General features: G+C 34.4%; 10 protein-coding genes, 2 pseudogenes and 1 other annotated feature. All 12 genes and pseudogenes read right to left on the bottom strand.

Annotated features, from left to right (window positions below; translation table 11 throughout):
* Nucleotides 1–55 precede the first annotated feature (55 nt).
* The 12 genes and pseudogenes from trpX to HT669_RS02375 all read right to left on the bottom strand — a co-directional run bounded on the left by trpX (nt 56) and on the right by HT669_RS02375 (nt 12342).
* Entirely contained in the window at nt 56–1060 is a 1005-nt protein-coding gene (trpX, locus tag HT669_RS02430; protein WP_101514597.1) for a tryptophan ABC transporter substrate-binding protein, read from the bottom strand.
* 223 nt (nt 1061–1283) lie between these two features.
* Nucleotides 1284–1501 (bottom strand) — a binding site (T-box leader).
* A 69-nt stretch (nt 1502–1570) separates the two neighbouring features.
* A complete protein-coding gene (gene ppc / locus HT669_RS02425) occupies nt 1571–4267 on the bottom strand; it encodes a phosphoenolpyruvate carboxylase (protein WP_023938109.1) in 2697 nt (898 codons plus the stop codon).
* Nucleotides 4268–4291: 24 nt separating this feature from the next.
* Nucleotides 4292–5515 carry an FtsW/RodA/SpoVE family cell cycle protein gene (locus HT669_RS02420; protein ID WP_000703356.1) on the bottom strand — a complete coding sequence of 408 codons (1224 nt, stop codon included), beginning with the start codon at nt 5513–5515 and terminating at the stop codon, nt 4292–4294.
* A gap of 143 nt (nt 5516–5658) precedes the next feature.
* Nucleotides 5659–5973, bottom strand: a pseudogene (locus HT669_RS02415) (transposase family protein); the annotation flags it as partial.
* 495 nt (nt 5974–6468) lie between these two features.
* Entirely contained in the window at nt 6469–7752 is a 1284-nt protein-coding gene (locus HT669_RS02410) for a cellulose synthase (protein WP_172933617.1), read from the bottom strand.
* A gap of 75 nt (nt 7753–7827) precedes the next feature.
* Nucleotides 7828–8172 carry a hypothetical protein gene (locus HT669_RS02405; RefSeq protein WP_001127479.1) on the bottom strand — a complete coding sequence of 115 codons (345 nt, stop codon included), beginning with the start codon at nt 8170–8172 and terminating at the stop codon, nt 7828–7830.
* A gap of 240 nt (nt 8173–8412) precedes the next feature.
* Nucleotides 8413–8658: a hypothetical protein gene (locus tag HT669_RS02400; protein ID WP_000536918.1), complete on the bottom strand. Its 246-nt coding sequence runs from the start codon at nt 8656–8658 to the stop codon at nt 8413–8415.
* A 69-nt stretch (nt 8659–8727) separates the two neighbouring features.
* A complete protein-coding gene (locus HT669_RS02395) occupies nt 8728–9096 on the bottom strand; it encodes a hypothetical protein (protein WP_000447545.1) in 369 nt (122 codons plus the stop codon).
* Nucleotides 9097–9226: 130 nt separating this feature from the next.
* Nucleotides 9227–9991: an ATP-grasp domain-containing protein gene (locus tag HT669_RS02390; protein ID WP_000262013.1), complete on the bottom strand. Its 765-nt coding sequence runs from the start codon at nt 9989–9991 to the stop codon at nt 9227–9229.
* Between the two features lie 62 nt (nt 9992–10053).
* The gene (locus HT669_RS02385) at nt 10054–10242 is read right to left on the bottom strand and encodes a hypothetical protein (protein WP_000179767.1); all 189 of its coding nucleotides are present in this window, start codon (nt 10240–10242) and stop codon (nt 10054–10056) included.
* 320 nt (nt 10243–10562) lie between these two features.
* The gene (locus HT669_RS02380; protein WP_000234981.1) at nt 10563–11129 is read right to left on the bottom strand and encodes a hypothetical protein; all 567 of its coding nucleotides are present in this window, start codon (nt 11127–11129) and stop codon (nt 10563–10565) included.
* 468 nt (nt 11130–11597) lie between these two features.
* Nucleotides 11598–12342: pseudogene (locus tag HT669_RS02375) on the bottom strand (CPBP family intramembrane glutamic endopeptidase).
* Nucleotides 12343–12438 lie beyond the last annotated feature (96 nt).

Raw genomic sequence — 12438 nt, 5'->3', positions numbered from 1 at the left:
CTTTCTATATTCATCTTTTTAAAAAATGGGAAGAGTCTCCTCCTCCCTACCTTATTTATTCGATGACTTGTCCTGCTTCTTTGAGAACAGACTCAGGAATCGTAATACCTAGTTCTTGAGCTATTTTTTTATTGATCACTGACTTACCAGTTGAAAAGACATTGACTGGGGTATCAGCTGGTTTTGCACCTTTCAGAACTTGCGCAATCATTTTTCCAGTTGCCACACCAAGGTCATGTTGGTCAACTACAACGGATGCCAAACCACCTACTTCTACCATAGCTGCCGCACTTGGATAAATTGGTTTCTTAGAACTTTGATTGCTAGAGACAACCGTTGGAAATCCTGATGCAATGGTGTTATCAATTGGAACCCAAATAGCATCTACCTTGCTAGTCATAACAGTGACAGTTGAGGCAATTTCATTTGTTGAAGGAACTGCAAATGTTTCCACTGTCAGACCTGCTTTTTCAGCATAAGCCTTAAATTCTTCGACCTGTGTTTTTGAATTGTCTTCGCTACTTGAGTAAAGAGCTCCGATTGTTTTCACATTCGGTGTCAGGGTCTTGATGAGTTCAACTTGTTGTTGAGCTGGATTGTGGTCAGATACCCCTGTAACGTTGCCACCTGGTCTTTTCAAATCTTTAACCAAGTTAGCACCAATTGGGTCTGTAATAGCAGCCATGATAACCGGTAGGTCTTTTGTGGCACTAGCCAAACCTTGAGCAGCTGGTGTTGCGATACCAACCACAAGATCATTCCCATTTGCAACCAATTGTTTACTCATTGTCGCAACCTTACTTTGGTCACCTTCTGAGTTCATAAAATCGATTTTAACTTGGTCATCTTTATAACCTTCTTCTGCAAGCCCATCTTGGATTCCTTTATAAATCAAATCAAGAGATGGATGGCTCACAAACTGAAGCACACCAATCTTGGTTATTTTCTTCTCATCCTTATTATTCTGAGCTTCTGATTTATTCATTGAAGAGTAAATCAAGCTTCCTGCTACTAAGACTGCTAATGCAGCGATAATTCCAATTAAACGTTTATTTTTCATTCTATTTCTCCTTTTTAATTCCTTTAAAAACTTCACTTATCTAATACTATTCGAAAATCTCTTCAAACCACGTCAGCTTCACCTTGCCGTAGCTATGGTTACTGACTTCGTCNNGGCTAGCTTCCTAGTTTGTGCTTTGATTTTCATTGAGTATAAACAAGTGACGCCATCGTTTTCTTTCCATACTAACCTCCATCAAAAAAATCCTCACACAAAAAACTTGTGTGAGGACGTCGATGCGCGGTACCACCTCAATTATAGGGAATTTCCCTATCGCTCTGTCTCGCAATAACGAGATGCACTGTAAGGTGTGCTCACCGAATTTTTATGATTTCAAATTCTAAATAGCATTCAGCCCAATTTTCATCATTACCACTTATCTGTTTTCAGCTATCACAGACTCTCTAAAAAGTTTGAATGATTACTTTTCTGAATGGTTAAATTATATCATTTTTAAACTACTTGTCAAGACTCTTTTAGCATTTTTTTGATACTCACTCTTGAAAATTATCAACCTGAATTACGCAATCCTGTTGCAATTCCGTTGATGGTGATATGAATCAATCGTTCTTGATCACTGGACAATTCTCCACGACGTTGGCGTTTAATCAACTCTAACTGAATATAGTTGAGAATATTAAAGTAAGGCATACGGTAATCCAGACTAGCTTTTAGATATGGATTGTCAGCTAAGAGTTCGTCATGTCCTTCAATAGCCAAGATAACGTTCTTAGTAACTTGCCATTCATTTAAAATAGTCTCATAGATGGCCTTAACTTGCTCGTCTTCACAAAGTTTAGCATATTCAAAAGCAATATTCATATTTGATTTTGACAAAACCATATCAACATTTGAAAGAAGCGATTGGAAGAAAGGCCAATTTTGGTACATATCTCGTAAGATAGCAATATTCTCTGGATTTTTATCGATAAATTCCTTGAAGCTTGAACCAACCCCGTACCATCCAGGGAACATAACACGACTCTGTGACCATGAGAATACCCAAGGGATGGCACGCAAACCACCGATTTCAGTAATCGTCTTACGAGCTGCTGGACGAGAACCAATATTAAAACTTGAAATAGCCTTGATTGGACTTGACTCGAAGAAATAATCATAGAAATGGTCATTCCCAAAGACCAAATCACGGTAGATATCGTAACTACGGTCCACTACTTGATCCATAATGGCTTCATAACGATTTGAGGTATTGGTATCGCTCTTCTTCTGAGTAATCATACGGTTAATAGCTGCCGATACTAGCATTTCAAGATTATAGTAAGCGGCGTCTTTGTTACCGTATTTATTGCCAATTACCTCACCCTGCTCCGTCAAGCGGATACGATCCTTGATAGACTTGAGCGGTTGAGATGTGATGGCTTCATAGGTTGGCCCACCACCACGACCGACAGTCCCACCACGACCATGGAAGAAGGTAACCTTAACGCCAAATTCATCTCCAATAGCAGTCAATTGTTGTTGAGCCTTGTAAAGGGTCCAACATGATGACAAGTAACCGCCATCTTTATTACTGTCAGAGTAGCCAAGCATGATTTCTTGGTAGTTATTTCGTGAGGCAATCCATTTTTTGGCAAGAGGAAGAGAAAGATATTGTCTCATTGTTTCCTCTGAATGATCCAAGTCTTCAATTGTTTCAAAAAGGGGAACAATCTGAACACGCGCCCTTTCCGTATCCACCAGTCCTACTTCTTTTAATAGAATAGCTAATTCTAGCATATCAGAAAGGCTAGTAGCGTGCGAAATGATGGTCTGGCGGATGACATCATCTCCCAACTTATCTTTCAAAACACGAGCCGTCTTAAAAATAGCTAGTTCTTTTGCTAATAATTCTGATTTTTCTGCGTGAGTCGCAGAAAGAATTCGGGGATCTTCTTCTAATTCTTTCAAGAGAAGGTCACATTTTTCTTCTTCACTCAACTCACTATAGCGAGAATGAATTCCTGCTGATTTCAAGAGTTCTGCCACACAGGCTTCATAGACGCTAGAGTCTTGTCGCATATCAATTGATGCTAGGTAAAAACCAAATATCTCTACTGCCTGCAGTAATTCAACAAAATCACCTGAAATCAAGGACTCGCCCTTATTTTCTAGTAGAGAATCTCGAATGGCAATCAAATCCTTGTAGAAATCATTGGCGGTTTCATAACGAGTCCCAACTTCCTTATCCTCAATCAGATAGGTTTTTGTTGCTTGGATTTTTGACTGAATATCAAACAAGGCACGACGGTAAAGCTCTTTTTCGCGGTAAATCGAGTTATCCTTGGATTGACGAGCCATTTCTCTGACTTGCTTGCTGACATTGACAATGCTAGTTGAAAGAGAAAATTCACGATAAAGTTGGTAAATCTTTTCATCATAGTAGTTCATGATGACTTCACACTGAGTGAGTGCAGACTGTTTCAAGGTCTCTGATGTAACAAAGGGATTTCCATCACGGTCACCACCTATCCACATACCCATGGTGATCGGTTTAGCCTGTTTTAAATTCAATCCATGCGCTTGCGCTAAGCGCTTATACTCCGTCGTCAAGTGAGGTACAGCTTTCAAAAAGGAGCTGTTGTAATATTCCATAGCATTCGTGATTTCGTTAGTCACTTTTAATTTTTTCTCACGAATCATGTCTGTCTGCATGATAATTTCGATGTAACGACGCAAATCATTGTGCCATTTTTCTTTATTGATCAACCCCAACTTAACATCACGGTATTTACGCAAAAGACTATGGATATGATTTGTTAAATCCAACATACTTTTGCGTTGCACTTGTGTTGGATGGGCTGTCAAAACAGGGACAACATTCAAGTGTTCTAGGATCTCAACGGCATTTTCTTTTTCAGCAACCATTTTGATCGTTGTAGATAATTTACCTAAATAGTCCTGATCAATATTATTTTGATGATTGATTTCATAAGCTAAATCCACATCCTCTGAAATATTAATCAAAAGAGGTAAGATTGAAAAATAGCGTGAAATATAGACCATTTCATCATTTGATAAGCTAGTCACTAGACGGTTTAGACCTTGATAATCTTCCTGCGTTGATAATTCTTTCAACTGCATGATTTTTTCAAAGGTCTCTGGGGCAAGCATATTTTTAGTAATATCTTCCAGCAATTCTGTTAGAATCAATACTTCTTCTTGCACAACACTTTTATTACTATAATTTTCTAATTTTTGAAGAGACATAGACTATCCTTTCTTTATTCTACTTCACAGAAGGTTCATTGGTTGATTTTCCAATTCTCGGTACAACTTAGCGCGTTTTTCACTGGCATCAATATTTAAAACAAAGGCCACTGCCACTGACAAGACTAGAAGACTATTCCCCCCCTGGGATAAGAAGGGGAAGGTTACTCCTGTAGATGGAATCAAGCCCGAAATCCCTCCGATATTGACAAATACCTGAACCAACATCATCCCTCCGACACCGAGTGCAACCATGGCATTGAAAGGATTCTCCGCTCGGATACCGACCAAGATAATCCGCAAAATCATGAAAAACAAGAGAGCTAAAATAAGACTGGCACCAACAAAGCCAAATTCTTCAATCACGATAGAAAAGACAAAGTCTGTATGAGCTTCTGGTAAATAACCTCGTTTTTCAATCGAATTCCCAAGACCTAGACCAAACCAACCGCCATTGACCATGGCAAAATAAGAATTAGATAACTGGTGACCCGCATCCGCACGATCGGCAAAAGGATTAAAAAAGGCACTAAAGCGCTTGGCTACATAGCCAAATACTGGAATTTTTGAAAAGGTCTCAACACCGATTAGGCTGATAGTGGTCAAGAAAAAGACAGAAGCGGCAGATACGAGGGCCAGAATGGTTGAAAACCAGCGATAAGCGATTCCACTAACTGTATACATAATCAAGGAAACCAAGACTAAAATAGTCGCATTTCCTAAATCAGGGAAAATTCCCAAACTTCCAATCAGAACTAGGAGAACGAATCGCCAATCATTAAAAGCACGGGGAAGCCATTGATTTTGAGTCAAAACTTGAAAATCATAAATAGCTATTTCTTCTTGCTGTTTGGAGAATCGGTGAGCCAAATACCAAATAATAATGATTTTTAAGTACTCAGCTGGCTGAATAGTTACTCCTGCAACCGAAATCCAACCGTATGCCCCGTTTACGGAAATACCAATAAAACGAGCTAAGAACAATAAAAGCATTTCTATCAATATAACTAAAATGATTAGTCGCTCATTTCTCAAAAAATCTAGTCTCAATTTATAAATTAAGGCAATCAGTATCAAACTAACAATCCAAAAGATTCCTTGGTTTCGAACCAATTGCAAGGCGCTCTTGCCTTCTTCAATTAAAATAGCGCTGGTGGTCGAATAGACCACAATCAAGCCCAAAATAGATAAAAGCAAGTAAGGAATCAAGATGGAATAATTTAATAAGTGCCTCTTACTAATCTTCATAGTATCACCACTCTACTAGGATACAGACAAATCTGTTCCAAATTCCGTTTTATTTTCTAGTTTTGATTGCTATTATACCATTTTTTCAGAAAGAAAAAAACTCTTACCTTACAATCCTTCGAATTTTACTGTTTTTACAGAATTAAGGCAGAATTTGAAATCGTAAAACCATTTTGAATAAGAGTTGCTTCAATCCATTGACTCCGACTAATTATGTTGCTTTCGTGAATGCCAAAATCAGCCGCAATTTGTTCATAAGTGCACTATTCTCGCATGTATTGAATAGTTACCATGAGGAGATCGTCTAGGCTTAATTTGGGTTTTCGTCCACCTTTTGCGCGTTTACGTTGATAAGCTGTTTTTAACACAGCTAACATCTCTTCAAAAGTCGTGCGCTGAACACCTACAAGGCTCTTGAAACGGCTATCGCTTAATTGCTGACTTGCTTCAGAATTCATAGTTTTATTGTATTATATTTTGTTTCGCAGAAAGTCTATTATTCCTTTCGTTCAAAGGTTTCTACGCTTTTAGCAACAAAGCTACACACTGAGCGTTTCGGACTTACCTTATCGTTTCGTCGTAAACTCCTTACTCTACGACAGCTATCCCATTGGCGGAGAATCTACTTCTACTTCGCTGATGACTCAGCTCGTACAAGCAATCCTACACACTCCACGTGATGCGTATGCGGAACTCAAAAGGTTTGGGGAACCTTTTGAGGATTAACTTCGTTTCTCCAACAAGCTTACACACTCCACGTGTGGTGCTAGCAAACTTCTATATTATAGAATGAAAGTGACTGAGTTGTTGTTTAAAATTAAACTTCAGAATGAAAGTATATACTATCTTGTATCAAATGGCTATTTAAAATAAATATGTAAAACTATTTATTACTAAAATAGTTAATCATATACTCCTATAACACTACAATCTGTAAAAATAAAAACACAAAGTTACCAGTAGTACCTTTTCTCACTTAGATATTGTTCCTTTTGTTCTCTAGAATTTTCATGATTTCTAATTCCTAGTAATTCATCTGTTGAAGAAACTATTGGGTCTATCCAGTCAGCTTTGGATCTAATCCAATCAATTTCATCCTTACTAAGTTTCCCCGCTATCTCCAGTTTATCAGCCATCAATCTTAAATCATTTGCTGTTTTAAAATCTTCTAGCATATTCAGAAGAGACATTGTCCGCTTCTTCTCTTCTTCGATTCTATTTTGTAATTTTCTTTTTCGCTCTTGTTCCTCTTCGTATAGTCTTGCTTTCTCTTCACGTTCAAGGCGTAAGTTCTTAACTTTATAATACTCTTGGTAAATTAAAACAATTATTTCTGGGATTGATTGTTCAAGTGTGAATTCTTTAGTATCTTTAATGTATTTACCATCTATTATCTTAAATCGAAAGTTTTCATTTGGAATATAGTCATACTTCTTTATTCTTGGTTTAAAAGCATATCTATTAAACTTAACGCTATCATTGTACTTCGCTAATTCTTTAACTTCTTCTTTTGTTAATTCATGACTTACTTTGTCTGTTGATTCTATAACTTCAAAACGAACAATATCCTTATCAATTTGAATATCCCAATTTGAAGTTACATTATCACCGATTCTTTCAATAACAGTAACTAGTGTATCTAAAAAGCGATATAAGCGTGGAAGAGAATTTAGTGAAATATTTTTTACAAATTTAGGTTCTTTTAAATCATTATATCTGTGCCTAGAATCAAAGTAAGGATAAGAAGCAGCTTTTTCCCTCTTATTCCACTCTGTAATTTTATCTCTTAGATTAGCTACGGATTTATGTAATCTCTTATTTGGAGCCTGGTTTAGGTTTGAAACTGCTTCAATAATACGCTCTATTTTATCGTCGTCTATAAATGATAATGAACTTCTTATACTAGTTGTATCAAGTTTAACAGTATCTCCGTTTTTATCTTCCATACTATCTTCTTTATGTTTAGCAGCTTTAATTCTACTGTTCTTTAAACTTTTTCTATCAATATTAACTTCATTTACGTCATTTTGTGGTAATGGAACGATAAATTCACTTAAGTCTTGTCCAGTATTCTTACGATACCAATAACTCCCCTTTGGAATTGGGATTTCAAATTCTTTACATTTCTTGAGTAAGTCAGAATAGCTTAAATCATATTTCAATGAAACTTGTTTTGCACTTATCTCCCAGATTTCTTCATAGAGTTCTTCTCTAGAAAAGGTCTTTATCATCTTCATTTGAAACACCTTTACCCTTATATTTTACATCACCGTTTTTATATTTACCAAGCGAAAACGCAAATTCAAAAACTTCTAATTCTTCACTTCTGCATTTTCGCTTAATATAAAAAGTAAATCTTGTTTTAATCCGTTAAATTCCTCTATAATTTTATCTAAACTAGTTTCAATATTTTCAACACGGATCTCTGATAGCTTACCATGATTGTATGAAATCATTCTTTCAGCGATAATATGATATGACCAACTCTCAGTGAAACGTCTGTCTCTTTCTTCGTTATGAATAGCAAAACCAATTGGAAGAAGATTATTTCTAAGACCTATCGCAACTGCTTGTGAACTTATACCTAAATAATCACCAGCAATTTTTAATGTGATTTTATTTAATTTTCTAATATCTTCGTCGGTATATTTCGGCATGTTAGTACTCCTTTGTTATAATTGCAAATGCAATATTATCTAATTTAAAATATCTTGATGGGCTGCTTCTAGTTGTTTTCCATAATAAAATTAATTTGTGGTACATCATTCTCTGAAAGTTAATAATCTAAAATCTTTTCAATGAAAAATTTATATTAAGCAATAAATAATCTCTTCAGATTAAGAGTTTCTATCTTTTAAAGTAAATCCATTTATCAATTCCATATATAGACGTAATAGTTATTTACTATCTAGGTCAAAACCAATCTGCCAAAATCCCATATCAAATATTTTCATTTGAGGATACAGCATATCAGCAACATTAAAATTCTTTTGAACTGAATCTAACTGTTCTATGTTTTTTTCATAAAAATCTACTAGTTGTAAAATAGATTTAATGTTATAGGTTCCACTTGCAATCTTTTGTGATCTTATTCCAGAAACAAAATATCTATCATATGCCGGAACACAACCGAGTGTCCCCATCAGTATCTTTGTGATTAATGTATCTGATAAGTTGTTTTTTAGTGCTGAACCTCTCACTTCACGCCTAATTTAATCATAATAAGTTGCAATAAATTCATTAATTTCCTTTAGCAATTTTTGGTTAGTTTCATTTTTAAAATCTTTACATTCTATTCCTGCTAGAGAATCATATTCATTGCTTAAGATTTCTCTTACTACAGGTATATGTACTCTATAATCCTTTTGTAATAAGAATGAAGAACCTCGATACATCCCCCAACTTGCTAAATAAAATGCAAGTTGTAAACTCAGGTAATCAAGATTCACATTATTCTCTTTTCGAGCTGTCATAAAATGTGAATAACAATGCTCCCATGAACGATATCTATCATGTTCATCAGTTTTCAAATCGTTATAAAACTCAGTTGATGATTTAATAATCATATCAATTGTTTCCATACTTCCTGCTTTCCTAATCAACTTTCAAATATATAGCGTTTTCATTATTTTCTTAATCTATTATATCATTATTCAAAACAAAAAACTGCAACTTACTCGTTGCAGATACACAGATTTAATTCTGTTCTTTTTAGAAACTTATATTTTCATTTTCAGGCATAGTAAAGACATCGTTTTTTTCAAAATAAGGTTTTACCATTTCTTTCCATCTAGCTTTATGAAAATTGATTGAGTTTAAAGGAGATAGGCCATAATTTCCCAATGCATAACCATCATTTACTTCAACAACAAGTGTTCTGCCATCACTAGTAACACCGATATCTAGTCCATAAGCTATTGGCGCATCTTTCCAACATGATATGGCTTTATCAATTACACTAGGATCAAATTGTGCATGATAATCACCTGTATAGGGTCGAACATCTAATACGCGACCATCTAAAACAAAACAACGCCATTCTGCTATGAATTCTACAACCTCACTAATCCATATAGGATAGTCAAAAGGTAGACCAATACCTATCAAATCACGGGTTCCGTTAACAACTCTTCCAGTAAAGACTTTTGAACCAGCTTTAGGCTTAATAAATTTTCCCCAATTATCAGGTATATTTACAATCTCTCCTAAAACACCTTCATAAATCTTTCGACCATAAAAGTCTTTAAGCTCAATAGGATAGTCATAAACCGGAACATTTAACCCCATCATTTTTAGTAATGCTCTGGTCTCCATTATATAATCTACAACTATATCTTTACTTGTTAACTGTTCTATTTCAGAAAAAGATTGATATAAAATAATTTCTTCTCCTTGTAAGTAGGCACCTACTTGAGCATTGTATTTATTAATTGAAACTTCACTTGGTAGTTTGCTTTGTCTAATATAAACAACCATTTCATCACTCCTACTTCACTAGTGTTGCACCTGTTTGTAAAAAAATAATAGCATTTTTGCTGTTATTTTTTTGAGTAAATAGCTCCCATAATATCATCGAAATAATCAACAGTATTAAGGAGTAATTCTATAACCTGGGACTTTGTTAGTCGTATTCCTCTTCTATCTCTAGCATCTTCTACTAAATTTTCAAGTTTATCTAGATTTTTATCATCCAAGCTAATCATTATTCTATTTTTATCAGTTGCCATTTTCTTCACCTCTAGTTAATTCTATCAAAAGTGTAACACTTGTGTCAACTGGCTTTTATAATACATTAGTTTAAAAGTGGAGAGGATTTTTAACACAGTAACTTTAAATCTTTGGTATTAAAAAATTTTCACAGTATTTATAGAAATAAAATCTGTCTCAAATAAGTTATCAAATCTAGTATAAATTATGAGCGGCTACTCTAATACTTTTCCTCTAAACAAGACAAAGGCTTACACTCAATGATTTTCTTACCCCCTTCGTTACAATGTTTTGACATTTTTACTAGCAAAGGTACATACTCACAAGGAACTTTGATCGACTATTGAATCTCTCCCACTTCTTCTTTAACATATCCTTCTACATCTTCAATCTCTACAAACATTGGGTCTAAGTGACACAAGAAATGCCAATTTTCTGCACCTTTTTTTCTGTAGAGAATCGCTTCACCGTCTTCACTTCCGAAAAAGCTTCTATCTACTTCATATCCACTGCCTTCTAGAAAGTCTTTTGCCTGCCGATAGTTTGCTTCTCTTGCTTCCACATAGGTTTTAACTTCATCGTTGTTAACGACATATGCATCGATTTTGGAATAGCCTTCAATTACTTTTTCGTTTGGTTCGGATAGATTCGAGATCTTTTTCCAAATAATGTCTACATTTTCCTTAGAGTCAAACATAAATTTAGAAAAAGGTACAATGTTTCCGTTATAGATAATTTCCATATAGTCTGGTAGGTTTGTAGGATTAAAAAACTCTACTTCAAATCCATCTTCTGTTTCTAAAGTATATCCAGGGATTTGTGCTACAAAAGTTTTCCCATCTTCTATGGAATCAAATGCGACTAAATCTTTAGAATAATTATTTTGAGATAACTCTAATATAACCATATATAACCTCTTCTAAATTGTCTGTAGATTGATTTTTCAGAACATAATACTGATTAGTTAGTAACCGTTAGGATATAGCAAATTCTTTTTTCCACCTTCTTAAAACATCATTTCAAGGCTACATACTCAGCGGTTCGCTGTTACCCTATCGTTTCGTCGTAAACTTATTACTCTACGACAGCTATCCCATTGGCGGACTCAAAAGGTTTGGGGAACCTTTTGAGGATTAACTGCGTTTCACTAACAAACTCACACACTCAACATGTGTTAATATTCTTCTTTTATACTAATAAACAAAAGGCAATGAAAATCATTTTAAAATGATACTGTGGAACGGAAAGATTTTCGCCAGTTGCAAAAGAAACGACATTCATCATTCCACTTGAAATTACAACAGAAAATTCTTTAACATCGATTATCTAGATAGACCGATTGTTACCTTCAATAATGGATATACTGATCTAAATTTTAAAATGTTGTTTCCTTACTAATTCTATTACTCGCCAATATAGTATAAATAAAATAACCAATAAAAATGACAATAAAAATAACATTAATTTTTAACACAAAATAGAGATTTAACAAATTTGCGAACGCATGAAATAATATACAGTATCCCACAGATTTCGTTTGACGGTAAAGAAGACCTAAAACAAAACTTAAAAATAATGTATATATAAAAAACAAAATAAAAGGAAATCCTTGATGACTTTCTCCAACTATAAACCATAAAGGCAGATGCCAAATTTCCCAAATTGATCGTACAATCAAATTAGATTGCCAATATGTATATTTTTTATCAAGTAACGGTTGTAATATTCCTCTCCACCCTAATTCTTCATGTCCACCACCAAAAAAAAATTAGTTGTATAAAGAATAATGGCATTAGATAAATTGATACTCCATTTAATTCTAAGGAAGATACAGAAAATAGTATCAAAATTGCTAACATATGAATAATGAAATAGATACTACTATTTTCTCTCTTATTAAATAAAAAATGTTTAAATTTTATATTATTACTTTTCAAATAAAACCCACTTGCAATAGCTGGTCCGAGTGCACCTATTATATGTAAAGTTCTCCCTATAAAAGTTTCTAATCCAAAAATATGAGATTGCGTAAAGATGGCAAGAATCCCCCAAGCTATATAAGTAATTCCAAATGTACAATAAAGATAATTTTTTAAATTCCTTTTATCAATTTCTGTCATTTTATCTTCCTAATCTTGATTATTTTATGAATAATATTTTTACTGCTTCTTAGTTGCTCTCGGTTATAACTACCTATATTCTATCACAAAAATAGG

Origin of the sequence: Streptococcus sp. 2100, from assembly GCF_013276335.1 — a bacterium.
Taxonomy (GTDB): Bacteria; Bacillota; Bacilli; order Lactobacillales; family Streptococcaceae; genus Streptococcus; species Streptococcus pseudopneumoniae.
The sequence above is the reverse complement of the archived record's forward strand: the minus strand, read 5'-3'. Positions and strand labels throughout refer to the sequence as shown.

Coding starts and splice junctions, on each gene's coding strand:
- trpX (WP_101514597.1), bottom strand. CDS start 1,060: ATGAAAAATAAACGTTTAATTGGAATTATCGCTGCATTAGCAGTCTTA.
- HT669_RS02405 (WP_001127479.1), bottom strand. CDS start 8,172: ATGCCGAAATATACCGACGAAGATATTAGAAAATTAAATAAAATCACA.
- HT669_RS02395 (WP_000447545.1), bottom strand. CDS start 9,096: ATGGAAACAATTGATATGATTATTAAATCATCAACTGAGTTTTATAAC.
- HT669_RS02420 (WP_000703356.1), bottom strand. CDS start 5,515: ATGAAGATTAGTAAGAGGCACTTATTAAATTATTCCATCTTGATTCCT.
- HT669_RS02385 (WP_000179767.1), bottom strand. CDS start 10,242: ATGGCAACTGATAAAAATAGAATAATGATTAGCTTGGATGATAAAAAT.
- ppc (WP_023938109.1), bottom strand. CDS start 4,267: ATGTCTCTTCAAAAATTAGAAAATTATAGTAATAAAAGTGTTGTGCAA.
- HT669_RS02380 (WP_000234981.1), bottom strand. CDS start 11,129: ATGGTTATATTAGAGTTATCTCAAAATAATTATTCTAAAGATTTAGTC.
- HT669_RS02390 (WP_000262013.1), bottom strand. CDS start 9,991: ATGGTTGTTTATATTAGACAAAGCAAACTACCAAGTGAAGTTTCAATT.
- HT669_RS02400 (WP_000536918.1), bottom strand. CDS start 8,658: ATGGGGACACTCGGTTGTGTTCCGGCATATGATAGATATTTTGTTTCT.
- HT669_RS02410 (WP_172933617.1), bottom strand. CDS start 7,752: ATGAAGATGATAAAGACCTTTTCTAGAGAAGAACTCTATGAAGAAATC.